Annotated in this window: 16 protein-coding genes; 10 read left to right on the top strand and 6 right to left on the bottom strand. The window is 37.9% G+C overall.

Going from position 1 to position 19,018, the window contains the following annotated elements; translation table 11 throughout:
- The first annotated feature begins 60 nt into the window (after nt 1–60).
- A complete protein-coding gene (locus tag M0G43_RS10295; protein WP_248025933.1) occupies nt 61–624 on the top strand; it encodes an ExbD/TolR family protein in 564 nt (187 codons plus the stop codon).
- On the opposite strand, the gene M0G43_RS10290 is transcribed toward M0G43_RS10295, so the two are convergent.
- Entirely contained in the window at nt 621–1,043 is a 423-nt protein-coding gene (locus M0G43_RS10290) for a 3D domain-containing protein (RefSeq protein WP_262917173.1), read from the bottom strand. The genes M0G43_RS10295 and M0G43_RS10290 overlap by 4 nt on opposite strands.
- A gap of 160 nt (nt 1,044–1,203) precedes the next feature.
- Nucleotides 1,204–3,204 (bottom strand): thiamine pyrophosphate-dependent enzyme, encoded by a 2,001-nt coding sequence (locus tag M0G43_RS10285; protein WP_248025932.1) that lies wholly within the window; start codon nt 3,202–3,204, stop codon nt 1,204–1,206.
- 148 nt (nt 3,205–3,352) lie between these two features.
- Here M0G43_RS10285 and M0G43_RS10280 point away from each other — a divergent pair, with 148 nt between their 5' ends.
- From M0G43_RS10280 to M0G43_RS10260, 5 genes are all read left to right on the top strand, one after another.
- Complete coding sequence (locus M0G43_RS10280) at nt 3,353–4,303, top strand: isopenicillin N synthase family dioxygenase (protein WP_248025931.1); 951 nt, start codon at nt 3,353–3,355, stop codon at nt 4,301–4,303.
- Between the two features lie 85 nt (nt 4,304–4,388).
- A complete protein-coding gene (locus tag M0G43_RS10275; protein WP_248025930.1) occupies nt 4,389–4,715 on the top strand; it encodes a translation initiation factor in 327 nt (108 codons plus the stop codon).
- 3 nt (nt 4,716–4,718) lie between these two features.
- On the top strand, nt 4,719–5,645 hold the full coding sequence (locus M0G43_RS10270; RefSeq protein WP_248025929.1) for a DUF1835 domain-containing protein: 927 nt from the start codon (nt 4,719–4,721) through the stop codon (nt 5,643–5,645).
- The gene (locus M0G43_RS10265) at nt 5,646–6,515 is read left to right on the top strand and encodes a nucleoside phosphorylase (RefSeq protein WP_248025928.1); all 870 of its coding nucleotides are present in this window, start codon (nt 5,646–5,648) and stop codon (nt 6,513–6,515) included. It begins immediately after the preceding gene.
- A gap of 47 nt (nt 6,516–6,562) precedes the next feature.
- Nucleotides 6,563–7,417: a substrate-binding domain-containing protein gene (locus M0G43_RS10260; protein ID WP_248025925.1), complete on the top strand. Its 855-nt coding sequence runs from the start codon at nt 6,563–6,565 to the stop codon at nt 7,415–7,417.
- A 278-nt stretch (nt 7,418–7,695) separates the two neighbouring features.
- Here M0G43_RS10260 and M0G43_RS10255 read toward each other — a convergent pair whose 3' ends face one another.
- Nucleotides 7,696–8,361, bottom strand: a complete 666-nt coding sequence (locus M0G43_RS10255; protein ID WP_248025922.1) for a uracil-DNA glycosylase — start codon at nt 8,359–8,361, stop codon at nt 7,696–7,698.
- Between the two features lie 45 nt (nt 8,362–8,406).
- On the opposite strand from M0G43_RS10255, the gene M0G43_RS10250 reads away from it, so the two are divergent.
- The 3 genes from M0G43_RS10250 to M0G43_RS10240 all read left to right on the top strand — a co-directional run bounded on the left by M0G43_RS10250 (nt 8,407) and on the right by M0G43_RS10240 (nt 12,486).
- On the top strand, nt 8,407–10,572 hold the full coding sequence (locus tag M0G43_RS10250; RefSeq protein WP_248025919.1) for an endonuclease MutS2: 2,166 nt from the start codon (nt 8,407–8,409) through the stop codon (nt 10,570–10,572).
- On the top strand, nt 10,569–10,982 hold the full coding sequence (locus M0G43_RS10245) for a thiol-disulfide oxidoreductase DCC family protein (RefSeq protein WP_248025915.1): 414 nt from the start codon (nt 10,569–10,571) through the stop codon (nt 10,980–10,982). The genes M0G43_RS10250 and M0G43_RS10245 overlap by 4 nt, the downstream gene beginning before the upstream one ends.
- A gap of 592 nt (nt 10,983–11,574) precedes the next feature.
- Nucleotides 11,575–12,486: an EamA family transporter gene (locus M0G43_RS10240; protein ID WP_248025911.1), complete on the top strand. Its 912-nt coding sequence runs from the start codon at nt 11,575–11,577 to the stop codon at nt 12,484–12,486.
- Here the strand turns inward: M0G43_RS10240 and M0G43_RS10235 are convergent.
- Nucleotides 12,483–13,925, bottom strand: a complete 1,443-nt coding sequence (locus M0G43_RS10235) for a dicarboxylate/amino acid:cation symporter (protein ID WP_248025905.1) — start codon at nt 13,923–13,925, stop codon at nt 12,483–12,485. The genes M0G43_RS10240 and M0G43_RS10235 overlap by 4 nt on opposite strands.
- A gap of 54 nt (nt 13,926–13,979) precedes the next feature.
- Entirely contained in the window at nt 13,980–15,047 is a 1,068-nt protein-coding gene (aroC, locus tag M0G43_RS10230) for a chorismate synthase (protein WP_248025903.1), read from the bottom strand.
- 185 nt (nt 15,048–15,232) lie between these two features.
- On the opposite strand from aroC, the gene M0G43_RS10225 reads away from it, so the two are divergent.
- Nucleotides 15,233–16,081 (top strand): UDP-2,3-diacylglucosamine diphosphatase, encoded by an 849-nt coding sequence (locus M0G43_RS10225; protein ID WP_248025900.1) that lies wholly within the window; start codon nt 15,233–15,235, stop codon nt 16,079–16,081.
- On the opposite strand, the gene M0G43_RS10220 is transcribed toward M0G43_RS10225, so the two are convergent.
- Nucleotides 16,078–19,008 carry an FAD-binding and (Fe-S)-binding domain-containing protein gene (locus M0G43_RS10220; protein ID WP_248025897.1) on the bottom strand — a complete coding sequence of 977 codons (2,931 nt, stop codon included), beginning with the start codon at nt 19,006–19,008 and terminating at the stop codon, nt 16,078–16,080. The genes M0G43_RS10225 and M0G43_RS10220 overlap by 4 nt on opposite strands.
- Nucleotides 19,009–19,018: the final 10 nt, after the last annotated feature.

Here is a 19,018-nt window from a genome sequence, read left to right as displayed (position 1 = left end):
TTAAACTGACTGTGGCATTGTATTTGTGATTTCTTTAACAAAACCATTAAATCGCTCATTATGAAAACTCCAAGACACAATGCACCTCAAGTAAATGCTGGTTCTATGGCAGATATTGCCTTCCTATTATTGATCTTCTTCTTGGTCACCACGACCATTTCTGCCGATAAAGGCATCAACAGAAAACTCCCTGAAATGTGTCCGCCGAACACAAATTGCAATATTGATATCAACGAACGCAATATTTTAAGGGTTTCCATCAATGGAAATGATGAATTGTTCATAGAAGAAGATAAAGCCTCAATCAAAGACTTAAAGCAAATAGCCAAAGCTTTTTTAGACAATAATGGCGATACCTCTTGCAGCTATTGTAATGGTTTGAAAGATCCAAAATCATCAGATAATCCTAAAGAAGCTATTATTTCTTTGTCAAATGATAATTTCACTTCATACGAAATGTATGTGGTTGTTCAGGATGTGCTGACACAAGCATATTATGAACTTCGAAAAGATTATGGAAAGAATGTTTTCGGTAAAACAGAAAGTCAATTAAATGAGCAACAAGTGAAAGAAATGAAGGAAGCTTATCCATTTATACTTTCGGAAGCACAAACAAGAAATTAACGCAGCTTTGTGGTATCGGGAAGTTCAATACGATAATCGATATTGACCTTCTTGCGTCCCCATTGACGTGCAGAATCGACGTTTGTACCCATATAAATATCAATACGGTTTTTCCAACGTGAAGGCATCCTATCCTTTACTAGATATAAACCTTTGAGACCTTCGATCCTAACAGGTGTGTTGTGTTTCATACCTTTTCGATATAAATCGCGGGACACGGCAATGTACTTCATACCTGGTTTTAAACTATCACCAAAGGCACCAACGTGCGGATTGTGGTCTGTTTGACTCTTTGTGGAGTTGTACGCTGTGGCAGTAACCCTTACGGTTTCCCAAGTGTAGTTCTTGAGCGGTTCCGCTTTTTCCTTTTCACAACCAATCGAGAATAGATATAGAATAATAAAACATTTTAGTTTCAAGAGTTTATGTGGATTGGTTATGATTTAAAGATACGATTTAATTCAAAATAGAGTGTGTTTTTTTAGCCACGAATACACTAATGATTTCCCTAAACCTTGTATGGCTGAATAAGAGTCAATTACAAATAAATATTCGTGTAGGAGTGGCAACCCTAAAAAGCTAATACTCCAAAACCTCTCTCAAAGCAGCTTCAAACTTGCCTTTTGCTAGATATTGATTTTCCAGTTGGTTGATAAAAGGAATTGGTGTTTCCATACTGGCAACACGCTTTACAGGCGCATCGAGGTGTTCGAAGCAATTTTCCATTATCAATGCCGATAAATCACTGGCAATACCTCCAAAAAGTGAATCTTCTTGAAGAATGATCGCTCTTCCTGTCTTTCTAACAGATTTGTAAATACTTTCTGTGTCCAAAGGTTGTAGCGTACGCAAATCAATAACATCAGCATCGATATCATCGTTCTTTTCCAAAGTGTCCAAAGCCCAATGCACACCAGCACCATACGTGATGATGGTAATGTCATTGCCTTCTTTCAATAATGACGCTTGTCCAAACGGAATGGTGAAATAATCTGTAGGCACTTCTTGTTTAATGGTTCTATACAAAGCCTTATGTTCAAAATACAAGACAGGATTTGGATCGTTAATGGCTGTTGCCAACAAACCTTTTGCATCATACGGAAATGCTGGATACACCACTTTTAAACCAGGTGTTTTGGTGAACCAAGCTTCGTTGGTTTGCGAATGAAAAGGTCCTGCAGCAACACCAGCACCACAAGGCATTCTCACCACTACATCCGCTTTTTCATTCCATCTGTAATGGGATTTAGCCAAATAATTGACAATTGGGTTAAAACCAGAACTTACAAAATCGGCAAACTGCATTTCAACCACGGCTTTCATTCCCGCAATCGATAATCCCATTGCGGCCTCAACTATTGCAGATTCACATATTGGTGTATTTCTCACGCGCTCATTCCCGAATTCTTCTACAAAACCTTCAGTAATCTTAAAAACGCCACCATATTCAGCAATATCCTGACCCATAATCACGAGGTCTTTATGGCGTTGCATCGATTGCCTCAATCCTTGAGATACAGCATCGATAAAACGAATTTCTTCTTTAACTTCTTTTGGTTCAAAATGATGATATTCAAATGTTTTGTAAACATCATTTAATTCAACGCTTTCATTTGGTACAATTGCTTCTTCTTCAAATGCTAACTTCAATCCTGCTTCAATTTCAGCCTTAATTTCATTATGATACTCTTCGTCTTTTGTGGTAGACAAAATCTTTTGAGTCAATAAATAATCTTTGAAATTAGAAATAGGATCTTTAGCTTCCCAAGCAGACATTAATTCAGAAGGAACATATTTTGTTCCACTGGCTTCTTCGTGTCCGCGCATCCTAAAGGTTTTAAATTCAATCAAAATCGGCCTTGGACGCTTACGCAGACTTTCAGCAAGTTTGAGCATTTTTGTGTACACTTCGATGATATTGTTACCATCCAATACAAACGAATCCATTCCGTAGCCTTTGCCTCTATCGGCCAAATCCTTACAGTTATATTGTTCTTTCGTTGGTGTAGACAAGCCATAACCATTATTTTCAATGCAAAATATCACAGGTAATTGCCATACGGATGCCACGTTCAAAGCTTCGTGAAAATCACCTTCACTTGTGCCACCTTCTCCTGTAAATACAGCTGTGACTTGCCCTTTCTCTTTTAAATTGCTCGCCAAAGCAATACCATCTGCAACACCCAGTTGAGGTCCTAAATGCGAAATCATTCCGACGATATGAAATTCCTGTGTGCCAAAGTGAAATGAACGGTCGCGACCTTTTGTAAATCCATTAGCTTTGCCTTGCCATTGACTGAACAAGCGGTGTAACGGAATGTTCCGGGTAGTAAATACACCTAAATTACGGTGCATTGGCAGAATGTATTCATTGTTTTGCAATGCCATCGTAACACCTACAGAAATAGCTTCTTGACCAATACCAGAAAACCATTTGGACACTTTTCCTTGCCGCAATAGAATCAGCATTTTCTCCTCTATCAATCGAGGTTTCAGCATATTTCTATACAGTTGTAAAAGAATCCTATCATCCAAATTCCTTTTATCGTAGGTAATATGGTTCTTTATTGAGGTTAGCATAGTTTTGGTATTAGATATAAAACTCAAAAGTAACTAAAATTTGGTTTTGGTATGTGTAATGCATCTTTTTTTTAGACAGAAACAAGATGCTTATATTATGAGTATTTTACTTATTTTTGTTATTGCAATAAATTTAAATATACATATTATGAATGCCATACCGAGTGTAAATCTTCAAGATTTTCTATCAGGCGACCCTGTGAGAAAGCAAAAGTTCATTGATGAAATTGGAAAAGCCTATGAGGAAATAGGTTTTGTAGCCCTGAAAGGTCATTTTCTTGATGATAAATTAGTTGAAAACCTTTACAGTGAGGTAAAAAACTTCTTTTCATTGCCTCTTGAAGTAAAGGAAAAATATGAAATTCCTGGTATTGGTGGTCAGCGTGGCTATGTGTCGTTTGGTAAGGAAAGTGCCAAGGGTCAAAAACAAGGCGATTTAAAAGAGTTTTGGCATTTTGGTCAATATGTAGATGACGACCCAGAGCGCGCTAAAGAATATCCTGCAAATGTGGAAGTGGCGGAACTTCCAGAATTCAATAGAGTTGGAAAAGAAGCTTATCAAATGTTGGAAAAAACAGCCAAATATGTATTGAGAGCTTTGGCATTGCACTTGGATTTGGAAGAAACTTATTTTGACAACTATATCCACAACGGAAATTCTATTTTACGACCAATTCATTATCCACCTATCAAAGAAGAACCGAAAGATGCTGTACGTGCTGCAGCCCACGGAGATATTAACCTTATTACTTTGTTGATGGGAGCGCAAGGCCGTGGACTTCAAGTTAAAAATCACAAAGGCGAATGGGTTGATGCTATTGCCGAACCAGATGAGCTGATGATTAATGTTGGTGATATGTTATCTCGTCACACAAACAACAAATTGAAGTCAACTATTCATCAAGTGATAAATCCGCCGAGAGAGCTTTGGGGCACTTCTCGTTATTCCATTCCGTTCTTTATGCATCCTATCAGTGAAATGAAGCTTGATGTGTTGGACAGCTGTATCGACAAAGAGAACCCAAAACAGTACGAAGATATAACTGCTGGTGAATTTTTACACGAGCGCTTGGTCGATTTGGGATTAATCAAGAAATAAGTCCTCAGTTTACAGTGTTCAGTTTACAGTCAATCTATGATTGTTCGCTGAAAATTGTAGGCCGCTGACTGCAAACTTTAAAAAAATGGATTTGCAAGACCAACTTAAAAAGTTGTTCCCAGAACATATTTCAGAAGAAGCTGAACCACAAGAAGAAACTTCAGATACTTGGCTTCAAGACGACCCAATCATTTGTAAATACGAGAAGCGTAAAGGAAAACCTATTACTATTCTTGAAGGCTATAATGGCGCGCAAGAGGATTTTAAGCTTTTGGCCAAAGAGCTCAAAACCAAATTGAGCGTAGGTGGCAGTTTCAAAGATGACAAGATTATCATTCAAGGAGATTATAGGGATAAAATTATGCAACTGCTCAAAGAAAAGGGATTTGCTGTAAAACGTGTAGGAGGATAAGTATTGAAACAAACTCTTCATATTACTAATGGTCATAGCCTGACCAATTTCCTTAATGATATAGATATCAAAGGAGATTTTCTTACTTGGCAAGAAATGCTTTGTGAAGGTCCAACTACAGAAATCATCGATTCTGATGAGTTTTTTGAATCAAGAAAGCAATTTCTGTTAGAGTTTTATGATATCGAAGTTAATGAAGAAGAGTTTCGAAGTGAAATTTCAGTTTTAAACAATCCAAATAAGTATTCGGAAATTGTTTTATGGTTTGAATACGATTTGTTCTGTCATATTAATTTGATGGCTGTGGTCAGTCTAATCTATCAAAAAGGTGTCAAGCTTCCTCTCTATTTGGTTTGCAGTGGACGCGTTGAGGGCGAAAAAGAACTTAAAGGTCTGGCAGAATTATCGACAGCACAACTTCAGAAGCATTACAAAGCTAAAATAAGTCTTGAAGAAAAAGACATTGATTTAATCACTTCATTATGGAAAACTTATTGTGGTAAAGATCATAATCTTTTTAAACCAGTCATTGTAAAATCATCATCATTCCCTTATTTAAGTAATTGTTTGAAGGCGCACTTGCAACGTTTTCCCGATTCAAAAACGGGTTTGTCAGGATTGGAACTCAATCTTTTGAATATTGTTAAACAATATGATATCAAGTCGAAAAAACATTTAATGGGATACGCCCTGAACTATCAGGGATATTATGGTTATGGAGACACCCAATTGGAAAGAATTATAGAGAAATTATCCATCTTTTTTGAAGAAAGTCGAGATCATTTAAAGCTTAACCGAAAAGGGCACGAAGCCATTTTGGGGCAACACAACTACATTTCCGAAATGAAAAGCGATATGTTTTATGGCGGAATCAAAAAATATGATTTCCTGTTTAGCAAATCCGAAAACAAACTTGTTAAAACCGTATAAATGCCAATAAAAGCATCCGAATTAATATTGAACCCAGATGGGAGTGTGTATCATTTAAATTTACTGCCAGAACATATAGCAGACTCCATCATAACAGTTGGTGACCCAGATCGAGTGGATAGCGTTACCAAACATTTTGAAAAGGTAGAGTTTCAAACGAGAAAACGCGAATTTCATACACAAACCGGAACGTTTAAAGGCAAGCGAATCACAGTAATTTCCACAGGAATTGGCACAGACAATATTGATATCGTTTTCAATGAATTGGATGCTTTAGTGAATATCGATTTGGAAAAACGAGAAATTAAACCTGAATTGACCTCACTAAATATCATACGCATTGGAACTTCTGGATCTATTCAAAAACACATTCCAATCGATTCATTTTTGATTAGTGAATATGCTGCTGGTTTTGATAGCTTACTACACTTTTATAAAAGTAGTCACGTTCAATTTGAAAAGATTTCAGATGCCCTAATGGCACATACCAATTGGGCAGCATCAAAATCGAAGCCATATGTTGTAAAATGTGATGAATCTTTGTTGGAAAAATTTAGTTCAGATAGAACACATATTGGTTTTACAGGAACCAATGTCGGTTTCTACGGACCACAAGGTCGTATACTACGACTTCCTATACAGGATAATAACCTTAATGATAAGCTAGCAAGTTTTAATTATGAAGGAATGGCCATTACCAATCTCGAAATGGAAACAGCTGGCATTTATGGTCTTTCAAAACTATTAGGGCATAAAGCACTATCAATGAATGCTATCATAGCCAACCGAGCTACAGGAGAGTTTACAAGCCGACCAAAAGAAGTGGTAGACGATTTAATTTTATATTGTCTTGATAAGCTAGTTGAATAATTGCTTAAAGGATTAGAATAATTTATACATTTAGAAATAGTTGAAATTTGAAAACAATTAAAATAGGTGGTGTTCCAGAACATTTTAATCTAGCGTGGTACCTAACCCTTAAAAATGGTGAATACAAAGCACAAGGCATCAATTTGCGTTGGGAGGATTATCACGGCGGAACTGGACAAATGACCAAAGCCCTTCGCAATAAGGACATTGATATGGCCGTAATTTTGACTGAAGGCATCATTAAGGATATTGTGGAAGGAAACCCAAGCAGTATTGTACAAACGTTTGTGCAGTCGCCTTTAATTTGGGGCATCCACGTGGCTTATAATTCAAGTTTTGAAAATAATTCAGATTTAAAGGGACAGCGAGCAGCTATTAGCCGATTTGGCTCTGGCTCTCACCTAATGGCTTATATCAATGCTGAAAATAATCATTGGGATTTAAAAAACGATTTGAAGTTTGAAGTAATTCAAGATTTGGAAGGAGCAGTAAAAGCACTAACGAATGCGGATGCAGATTATTTTATGTGGGAACGTTTTATGACAAAACCATTGGTAGACGATAAGGTTTTTAGATGTATCGACACCTTGCCTACACCTTGGCCTTGCTTTGTAATCGCTGTTCGTAATGAATTTTTGGATACCAATTTGGATGATGTTAAAACCATTTTAAGTATCATCAATAATACCACGGCAGAATTTAAATACATACCTAGTATTGACAGAACCATTGCCAATCGCTACCAATTGAAGCTTGAAGATGTTCAAGAGTGGCTGCAATTGACAGAATGGTCACAGGATGTTTTGGACGCGTTTACTATAGAAAAAATACAGAGTGAGTTATTACAAGTTGGTATTTTGAAAAAAACAAAAAGATATGACCAAATTGTTAAAGAGATTTGATAGTTACGGAATCATGTTTAACAAACCTTTAAGTTTTTTCTGTCTTTTGTGTGTATATAAAAAAAAGTAGTTATATTTGTTTACCAAATTGTCAAACCCTCAATTTGACATTAACTGGAATGCTATGATAATGATAATTACTCTGACACTTGCTTTTTTAGTTGCATTAAATTTTTTCTTATTATTCTTTAGTTGCAATAAAACCACAAAAAAAGAAGTTTCGGATAAGAATCAAGTACTTGAGACCATCATTGCCAAAAAACCTGTTTCTGTTTCAGTTACCAAACAATTGCCTTCTGCCCAACTTGCTCCAACAGGGAGTTAGTCTTACTAAAATGCTTATTACCAAACCAATAACCTCTATTTGCGCTTAATGGCGATGGATGGCCTGTTGATAATATTTTATGTTTTGAGGTATCTATAAGTTTAGACTTTTGTTTTGCAAAACTTCCCCATAGCATAAAAATCACATTTTTTTTCTGTTCACTGATTATTTCTATAACAGCATTCGTAAAGTGCTCCCATCCTTTATTTTGATGACTACCAGCTTGGTGAGCTCTAACTGTCAACGTTGCATTTAACAACAGAACTCCTTGCCTAGCCCAACGCTCTAAATTACCTGAAGCAGGATATGGAACACCCAAATCAGTCTCTATCTCCTTGAAAATGTTTATCAAAGATGGAGGATGAGGTATTCCATCATTGACGGAAAAACACAAACCGTTTGCTTGTCCAAAACCGTGATAAGGGTCTTGACCAATAATAACCACTTTTAACTCGTCAAAAGGACACCAATCAAACGCAGAAAAAATCTGTTTTCCCGGAGGAAAGCACTGGTATTGTTGATATTCAGATTTTATAAAATCCGTCAGCTCTTTAAAATAAGGCTTGTCAAATTCCTTTTGCAGATAAGGTTTCCAGCTTTGATGTATCGATACGTCCATTAAAAGTTCTACTTTTGTTTTTCAAAAGTAGTATAAAGATAAGGAATGATTCACATTCACGAAAAGACATTAAAAGACATTGAATTCCCCAAAATCCTGGAACAAGTTTCCGGCTATTGTCTCACGTCTTTAGGAAAAGAACATACCTTGGATATTTTACCGTTGTCAAACAGAGAGGCTGTCATCAATTCATTACAGCACACCAATGAGTATTTATCATCTTTTGAGAATGACAATCGCATTCCAAACCACGGTTTTGAACCCATCACAAAGGAAATCAAATATCTGAAGATTGAAAACTCTGTTCTTGAAACGATGAGTTTCAAAAAGATCGCTTCGATGTCCCTTTCGTGCAATGAGATCATTGCCTTTCTGAAAAAGTTTGAAGAGTATTATCCTCAACTCTACTTGTTTGCATCCAATATTGAGATTTCTAAAGTAATTATTGAAAAAATTGATACCATTGTTGACCGGTTTGGTGATGTCAAGGACAATGCCTCGGTTGAACTGCAATATTTGCGCCAGCAAATCAATGAAGTAAAAGGCAAAATAAATCAGAGTTTTACGTCTGCCTTGAATTCTTACAATTCACTTGACTATCTAGACGATATACGCGAATCAGTTGTAGATAACAAACGGGTTTTGGCAGTCAAGGCGATGTATCGACGTAAAGTGAAAGGTGCCATTCTCGGCGGAAGCAAAACGGGAAGTATTGTATACATCGAGCCTGAAGCTACTTTTCGCTATACAAGAGAACTTAACAATCTGGAGTTTGATGAGCAGGAAGAGGTCAAACGGATTTTGAAACAATTGACAGAATTTGTAAGGCCATTTACACCTCTTTTAGAGCAGTATCAGCAATTCTTAACAGAAATGGATGTTATTTCTGCCAAGGCGAAATATGCTAACTCCATTAAAGCCATTTTGCCGCAAATTAATGACGACAAACACTTCTATATAAGGGATGCCTACCATCCATTGTTATTGGTTTCAAATCAAAAAAAGAAAGTCAAAACCTATCCTCAATCTATAGAATTGACTCCAGAAAGTAGAATCATTGTTATCTCTGGTCCGAATGCTGGTGGAAAAAGTATCACATTGAAAACAGTTGGATTACTACAGGCAATGCTTCAAAGTGGTTTTTTGATTCCCGTACACGAGCGAAGTACAGTGTGTCTTTTTGATAGGATTTTGACAGATATCGGAGATAATCAATCCATCGAAAACCATTTGAGTACTTACAGTTATCGTTTGAAACAGATGAATTATTTTCTGAAGAAATGTAATAAAAACACGCTCTTTCTGATTGATGAATTTGGAACTGGTAGCGACCCAGAACTTGGAGGCGCAATGGCTGAAACGTTTTTGGAAGAGTTTTACCATCGTGAAGCCTACGGCATTATTACGACGCACTACTCAAACCTTAAAATGTTGGCAAATGAATTGCCTTTTATGCAAAATGCCAATATGCTGTTTGATGAGAAAAGCTTGGAGCCAATGTTTAAATTGGCACTTGGTCAAGCTGGTAGCTCCTTTACCTTTGAAGTAGCTCAAAAAAACGGCATTCCTTATGGTTTGATCAATCGCGCGAAAAAGAAAATTGAACGAGGTAAAGTTCGGTTTGATGCCACCATTGCCAAACTGCAAAAAGAGCGTTCAAAACTTGAAAAAACAGAACAATCTTTAAAACTCAACGAAAAGAAAAAACAATCTGAAGCCGAAAAACTCGAGGAAATAAACGCCAAAATCCAGAAGAAACTCGAAAGCTATCAAGAGCTTTATGACAGTAATCAACGCTTGATTTATTTGGGTCAAAAGATGAATGATTTGGCCGAGAACTACTTTGAAAACAAACGAAAACGCGAATTGATGGATGAACTATTTAAGTTGGTTCAGATTGAGAATTCCAAGCGCAAAAAGATTTCTGCGAAACAAATGAAAGTTCAAAAAGCCAAAGAGCAACAGGTCATCAAAGAAGCCGAGAAAAAGGTAGAAGTTATTCGACAAAAAAAGAAAGCTGCGAAGAAGAAAATTGAAGAAACGCCTAAACCAAAACCTATTTTCAAGGTTGGCGACAGGGTGAGATTGCAGGATGGAAGAGCCATCGGAAGTATCGACAAACTCGAAAAAAACAAGGCTGTTATTAATTATGGTATGTTTACGACCAATGTAAGTGTTGAACAATTGGAATTGGTAGAATCAGCGAAATGAATCAGCTTCCCAAAAATAAAAAATTAGTGCTTTTTGATGGTGTTTGTAACCTCTGCGATGCGTCAGTGCAATACATTATTAAACACGATAAAAGCGATGTTTTCCGGTTTGCAGCACTTCAAAGCGACATTGGGGAGCAAATCATCAAAGAATTTAAAATTGACATCAATAAAATTGACTCCATTCTTCTTTATTCTGAAGAAAATGGCATCAGCTATAAATCGACCGCTGCTTTAAAGATTGCTTCAAAATTGGGTTTCCCTAGAAATCTAATGGTTGGGTTTTTGATTGTACCTGCTTTCATCAGAAACTGGGTGTATGATTATATTGCCAAAAACAGGTACAAATGGTACGGTAAAAAGGAAGAATGTATGATTCCTACGCCAGAGCTAAAAGCAAAGTTTCTATAATCTCCACTATAGAATATAAAAAAGCCCTCATTCGGGGAATAGGGCTTTTCTAACAATTTAACAACTAACTTAAAACTAATTTAACTACTAAACAAACTTAAATTTTCAACAAAGTATTGATTTATAGCACATTATTTTAATGATTTAAAAGTACACAACACTAACTTCTCGTGATAAATTTCTCGTTGAACATCCAATTTTATTGTTCAATCAAGTATAAATGCAAAAATCATCTGTGAGCTGCAATTTTCAAAATATTGAAATATAACAGCTTACAGTTAACTCATTGAAAGTATGGGTTAACTAATTCAGAACTTATTTACACTAAACATTTATTTTTTTTAACCTTTTGAGGTTATAATTTTATTCAATAAAGCCTTAATACCAACATCCAGTTTGAGCCCAACTTCCGTTAGTTGGGAAGAATCAAGCTCCCGTTTTGTGAATGTCTAGCGTAAGATGGGTTTTTAAAACAGATTTGAAAAAGGATACAGTTGGATATTGAGGCTTTTTTTTATGATTTATTTATCGTTTTCAGAGAACTTTCAACAACCGATTTAGAATACCTTTGCGGCTTCTATTTAAGGTACAAATGAACACTAAATACTATGCCGCCGTTATTGGCGCTTTTACCATTTGGGGATTTTTTAGTTTGGTATTAAAATCGTTGGATGCATTTCCTGCTTTTGATATTTTAAGCTACCGTTCATTGATTTCGGTATTCATAATGCTGATTGTTTCCTTAATCTTGCGTCCAAAATTCTTAAAAAAGAACATTGCACTTTACCAATCGTTGCCTACAAAAACCAAAAAGAAAATTTGGTTTATCAACGTTATAAGCGGACTCTTTCTAGCGCTTAATTGGTTTATATTCATATTTGTAATGAACAACGTCAGTGTCAGTGCAACCTCTCTGGCTTACCTTATCTGCCCCATTCTGACGATGGTGTTGGCATATTTAATCCTAAAGGAAAAGCTTTTCAAAATCCAGTGGTTTTCTGTAGTGTTGAGCTTGGTAAGTTGCTTATTGCTGTCCTTGGGAAATTTTATGGATTTGTTTTACAGTATGATCATTGCTTTTACTTATGCAATTTATTTAGTACTGCAACGAAAAAATCAAGAGATGGATCGATTTTTAATATTGACTATGCAAGTAGGTTTTGCGGTGATTTTGCTGCTTCCATTCTTCCCTGTGTATGTTTCTGATATGGAAAAGACATCATTTTTCTACGGAATGATTGTGGTCATAGCGATAGTGTTTACTATTATCCCAATGTTTCTCAACATTTATGCCTTGAAAGGGCTTAATTCATCTATCGTTGGAGTTTTTATCTATCTGAATCCAATTATCAACTTCTTATTGGCTGTTTTCTACTTTAAGGAGAATATTACCACATTGCAAGGCGTAAGTTATGCGCTAATTGGTGTCTCCGTAGTTATATTCAATATTCCTAACTTTAGAAGTCAAAGAAAAAAACGCAAAGCAATACACGTCAAGATTTAAGAATCCAAATCAAAGGTTTCCGTAGGATCGTGTTCTTTATAATCCAACATATTTTCACCATTGGCAATAATGGTGCACACTGTGGCGTCGCCCGTAACGTTAACGACAGTTCTGAACATATCCAGAATTCTATCCACAGGAAAAATAATGGCAATCCACGCAGGATTTAACCCAACGGAATCCAAAACAATAATCAACATCACCAAACCAGCACTTGGTACAGCAGCAGAACCTATGGACGCCAATGTAGTCGTCATAACAACTGTCAATTGCTGTCCAATTGTCAAATCAATCATATGCATCTGTGCCAAGAAAATCACGGCAACTGCTTGATAAAGACTGGTACCATCCATATTGACGGTGGCGCCTATCGGAAGGACAAAACTGCTGATTTTTTTATTGACACCGAGATTTTGTTCTACACATTCCATCGTGACAGGTAGCGTTGCCGCACTGCTTGAGGTTGAAAATGCAAGGGTTTGTGCAGGACTCATCGATTTGAAAAATCCAGTATAAGGTATTTTCTTTACAAATGCTTTTAAGATTCCAGGATAGGTGATGAAAATCATAATAAGCAAGCCTGCCAGAACGGTCAGCGAATACCAACTCAAGCCTTTAAATATTTCTACCACTTTCCCAATATCATCACCTGCCATTTTGCTTACCACACCAGCAAGCAATGCGAATACAAAAAACGGTGCGGCTTGCATCACCAAATCCACCATTTTTAGAAACACTTCGTTAATGCTATCTACCAAATTAATGACTGGCTGCGCTTTTTCCGTTGGAATGAATAACAAACAAACTCCAAAAAAGAGTGCAAAAAATATGATTTGAAGCATCAAACCATTATTAGAAAGGGAATAGAAAAAATTGTCAGGAACAATATCTACCAAAGGCTGTAAAGGGGATTTGTTCTTTTGTTTGTTGGCATTTTCTAGTTTGTCAGAGACTGAAGCTTCTTTGAGTTCACTTTTAGTTAAATCTGATATCTCTTGAGCACGTTGAAAAAACTCTGGATCTTTCAAATAGTTGATGCCATCTTTTATTTCATAACCTTGTGATGATGCCCAAATTTCATAACTGATACGATTGTCAATCCTGCTTTGTTCATCAATAAGTTTTCCCGGTTTAACGGTATTGACCAAAATTAAACCCAAAGAAATCGCAAACACAGTGGTCAACAAATAGATCATAAGCGTCTTTCCTCCCATTCGCCCCAAACTGGCTGGGTCACCAATGTTTGCCACACCACTGATGATTGAAAACAGTACCAAAGGAACCGCAATAAGTTTTAATAGATTGATGAAAATGGTTCCAAATGGGTCAATCCAATCGATGGTAAAGCTGCTCCAGCCCAACGAACTCGATAACAATGCCCAAATGATACCGAGTACCATTCCAATAATAATCTTCCAGTGTAATGCTAGTTTTTTCATATGCAACATTCTCGCGAAAGCGGGAATCTCCTTATTTATAATTCTTTATTGAATCTATCTGTTAGACTCGTGCTTTTGCAAGAGTTGATAATCAGCCAAAACCAAAGCAGCCATCGCTTCCACAATAGGCACAGCTCGTGGTACCACACAAGGATCGTGGCGTCCTTTGCCTTGCATCTCAACAATATTTCCTTGGTTGTCTAAAGCATCTTGCTTTTGAATGATGGTCGCCACAGGTTTAAAAGCAACTCGAAAATAAATATCCATTCCATTGCTGATGCCGCCTTGAATACCTCCCGACAAATTACTTTTCGTACTGCCATCTGCATTGAAAAGGTCATTGTGCTCGCTTCCCTTCATCTTCGCACCACAAAAACCACTGCCATACTCAAACCCTTTGACGGCGTTGATGGATAGCATTGCTTTCCCCAGTTCGGCGTGCAGCTTATCAAACACAGGTTCACCTAATCCGACAGGCACATTTTGAATAACACAAGTGACAGTTCCTCCTATCGTATCGCCTTCTTTTCTTATGGCCTTGATTTTTTGAATCATTTGATTGGCAACCGCTTCATCAGGGCAACGCACATCATTGCTTTCAATCTTTGTAAAATCTAAATCTTGATAAGGTTTTTCCAAGAACAAATCTCCCACAGAAGATGTATAAGCGGTAATTGTGATGTCTTTCAACACTTGCTTTGCAATCGCACCAGCAACTACTCTGCAAGCGGTTTCACGTGCCGAACTTCGTCCTCCGCCTCTGTAATCGCGAATACCATACTTCTTTTCATAGGTATAATCCGCGTGGCTAGGTCGATACACGTCTTTGATATGCGAATAGTCTCTTGATTTTTGATTGGTGTTTTTTATCGTAAAGCCAATGGGAGTTCCTGTGGTTTTGCCTTCAAAAATACCTGAAAGAAATTCAACAGTATCTGGTTCTTTTCGTTGCGTGACAATCTCCGACTGGCCTGGTTTTCTTCGTTTGAGTTCATTTTGAATGGCATCCATATCCAATTTAATTCCTGAAGGACATCCATCAATGACGCCACCTATAGCTGGTCCGTGAGATTCACCAAAAGTAGTCAGTTTGAACAAGGTTCCGAAGGTATTTCCTGCCATAAAAAGTATTTTACGCTAATGTAACGGTATTAAAGGACATAGAAAAATCCATTTTTGAACACATTTCAGTTGCTCTTCGCACTCCCAAGGTAACAATTTGGTAACAAAATACTCATATATAATTAATTAGAGATTAAAGTTTAGGTAACCTTAAAGTCTGTTCTTTGTGGCAGAATCTTAACCTCTTGAAACTAAAACGTAAAGTAGAAATAGCTGTTATCTCCGATGTCCATCTCGGAACTTATGGGTGTCACGCCAAACAGCTCCTTACCTACCTTAATAGCATTCAACCGAAAAAGCTGATTTTGAATGGCGACATTGTCGATATCTGGCAATTCAGTAAGCGTTACTTTCCAAAATCGCATCTTCGTGTGCTCAAGAAGATCATTGATATGGCTTCGGAAGGTGTTGAGATCATCTACATCACCGGAAACCATGATGAAATGCTTCGTAAGTTTAGCGGAACGGTCATTGGTAATATCTCGATCGTCGATAAGAAAGTGTTGGAGATTGATGGTAAAAAGGCGTGGTTCTTTCACGGTGATGTGTTTGATGTTTCTATTCAGAATGCCAAATGGCTTGCAAAGTTAGGTGGCTATGGCTATGACATCTTGATTCTTTTGAACCGAATGGTCAACTGGTGTCTTGAAGGGATGGGAAAAGAGAAATATTCCCTTTCGAAAAAGATAAAGAACAGCGTCAAATCTGCAGTGAAGTATATCAACGACTTTGAAGAGGTGGCGTCTGACCTAGCGATTGAAAACGGTTATGATTATGTGATTTGCGGTCACATACATCAGCCGAAAATGTTACTGAAAGAGAATAAAAACGGTAAAACCACGTATTTGAATTCTGGCGATTGGATTGAAAACTTCACCGCGTTAGAATACCAATTCAAACGTTGGAAAATCTATAACTACAACTTCGATAAGCTCACACCATTCTTTGCTGATGAAGACATCAAGGAGATGGAAGATGTGGAATTAAAAGATCTGATTGCCGCCATAACAATTGTTGGTCCCAAAAAAGATTAAAGCAAAGCCCTTCTTAAAACCGTGACAGGATGCAAAGCGTCTCGCTGCGTACCATCTTTGATTTGATGCCTACAACTTGTGCCATTTGCAGCAATCACAATCTCGGTCGATGCATTCCTAACAGCTGGAAATAACGTTTGTTCACCAATGGCCATACTGACCTCATAATGCTCTTTTTCGTAGCCAAAACTTCCTGCCATACCACAACAGCCACTCGGAATGATCGTGACTTTGTAATTCTCGGGAAGATTCAGCACATCGAAACTACTGGATTGATTTCTCAATGCCTTTTGATGGCAATGCCCGTGAAACTTGATGGTTTTGGAGTCTTTGGTGAATTGTTCAGAAGAAATGTTTCCCAATTTAATTTCCTGTTGAAGGAATTCTTCGATCAGAAAGGTATGGTTGGCGATGTGCTCTGCCGCCGTTTTATCATCAGCCAACTTAAGATATTCATCCGTAAAGGTTAAAACGGCTGATGGTTCTATACCAATCAACGGTGTATCTTTTGAAATCAAATCCTTGAAAATGGCAACGTTTTCATTGGCGAGTTTTTTGGCTTCTTCAAGCAAGCCTTTGGATAGAAATGCCCTGCCAGATTCTTGATGTTTTGTGAACTTTACTTCATAATTTAAAGCTCGTAACAGTTCAATCGTGTCGATTCCAATGGGTGTATCCAACAGGTTAGTAAACTCATCATTGAAGAGATAAACTGTTTTGATATAATCTTGATTAACTTCTTGATTTGTTTGTTCTTGAATGAATCTATCTAAACTTTTATTTGAAATCAATGGCAGGCTTCTATTTTTAGAAATTCCCAAGGAAGATTTAATAATGGAAGACGTCAAACCGTTCCTAAAAAAGAAATTCGTGAGTTGCGGAACCTTGCTTCCCAAACGATTCCATTTGTTATTATTGGCAAAGAGTTTGGTTCTAAAACCAACACCGTTTTCCTTTTGATATTGGTACTGAAACTCGGCCTTGAGACTCGCGACATCCACACTGCTTGGACATTCGCTGGCGCAAGCTTTGCAACTCAAACAAAGATCAAACACCTCCTTTAATTCTTTATGGTTGAATTTATTCTTTTGATCAGAATTGGTCAAAAACTCCCTTAACGCATTGGCTCGTGCGCGTGTGGTATCTTTTTCATTTCGTGTGGCGCGGTAACTTGGGCACATTGTACCACCAAATTCAGGTAACTTTCTACAATCACCTGAACCGTTGCATTTTTCGGCTTCTCTTAAAATACCTAGGGAAGCGGAGAAATCCAGCAGCGTTTCGATGTCCGGTTCTTCACGATTGGGAATATAGCGCAGTGCTTCATCCATAGCATAGGCATCGACTATTTTTCCTGGATTAAATAGATTGTCGGGATCAAACGCTGTCTTGATGCGTCTTAACAATTGATAGTTCTCCTCTCCTATCATCATCGGAATAAATTCGCCTCTCACAATACCATCACCGTGTTCGCCACTCAAAGAACCTTGGTATTTCTTCACCAATTTCGCAACGTCAGTCGTAATCGTCCTAAAATCGGCAACGCCCTGTTCGGTTTTTAAATTGAGAATAGGCCTCAAATGCAATTCTCCAGCGCCAGCGTGCGCATAGTAAATGGCTTTCTGTCCGTGACCATCCATCAAACGGGTGAAATCACTGATATAATTGGCAAGATCAGGTAGCGCGACAGCCGTGTCTTCAATACAAGCAGCCGATTTGGTATCACCAATGATATTCCCAAGTAATCCAAGACCTGCTTTTCGCAATTCAATCGCTTTATCGATTTCATCGCCCTCGAGTACAGGCATTGCGTAACTCAAACGGGACGTTTCAATAGTCTTTATCAATGCTTCAGCCTGCGTTTGAACATCTACAAGGCTATTGCTGCGCACTTCGCACATCAAAATAGCTTGCGGATCGCCTACTATGAACTGTCTGTTCTGTTGTTGGGTTTTGTTGTGCTTGGTACAATCGAGGATAGTCTTGTCCATCATCTCGCAGGTATAGAGATTGTGCTGCATCACCAGTGCCACACTATTCAAACAGTCTTCAATGCTATTAAAATGCGCTGCCACCATCAAGCTTTCCTTGGATTGGAGATCATCGAGTTGCAAGGTGATTTGCATCGTAAATGCCAATGTTCCCTCGCTGCCAGATAACAGTTGACACATATTAAAGCCGTCGAGGCCGCCATCAAACACATCATACTTCAATAGTTCATCAATGGCGTAGCCCGTATTGCGACGATGGATTTCAGGCTTTGGGAAATTGTCTCTTATCTGTTGCTGAACCTCTTTCGGAGATAATTCATTATAAATCGTTTTATAGATATGTCCTTCGAGCGTGCGTTCTTCTGTCTTCTTAAGAAACTCTTCTTTAGACATTGCTTTAAAGGTGGCGTCGCTTCCATCACTCAAAATGGTCTGTAACTCCAGCACTTTATCCCTCGTAACACCATATTGAATAGAGGTTGTGCCAGACGAATTATTGCCCACCATTCCGCCAATCATACATCTGTTCGACGTAGAGGTATTCGGCGAAAAGAACAATCCGAAAGGTTTCAAATAATTATTCAGCGCATCTCGCACCACGCCAGGTTGCACCGTCACGGTCTTGGCGCGCTCATTCACATCGAGAATCTTCGTAAAATGTTTGGACACATCTACCACAATGCCCTCGCCTACACACTGACCAGCCAGCGAAGTGCCAGCAGTTCTGGGTATCAGCGCCGTGCCGTGCTGCTTCGCAAACTGTATGAGCAGTTTAATGTCACCCGCATCCTTGGGATACGCCACCGCAAGCGGAAGCCGTCGATACACGGAGGCATCTGTAGCGTAAATGGCGGTAGTGAGCGCATCGTAATGCAGCGTCCCCTTTAGCTTTGTGGCCAATTGGTCGAGTAATGAGTTAACATTTGTAGTGTTCAAGCTAAAAAGT

This window comes from Subsaxibacter sp. CAU 1640, assembly GCF_023156585.1.
GTDB lineage: Bacteria > Bacteroidota > Bacteroidia > Flavobacteriales > Flavobacteriaceae > JBPOFM01.
This window is presented reverse-complemented; position numbering and strand designations above follow the sequence as displayed.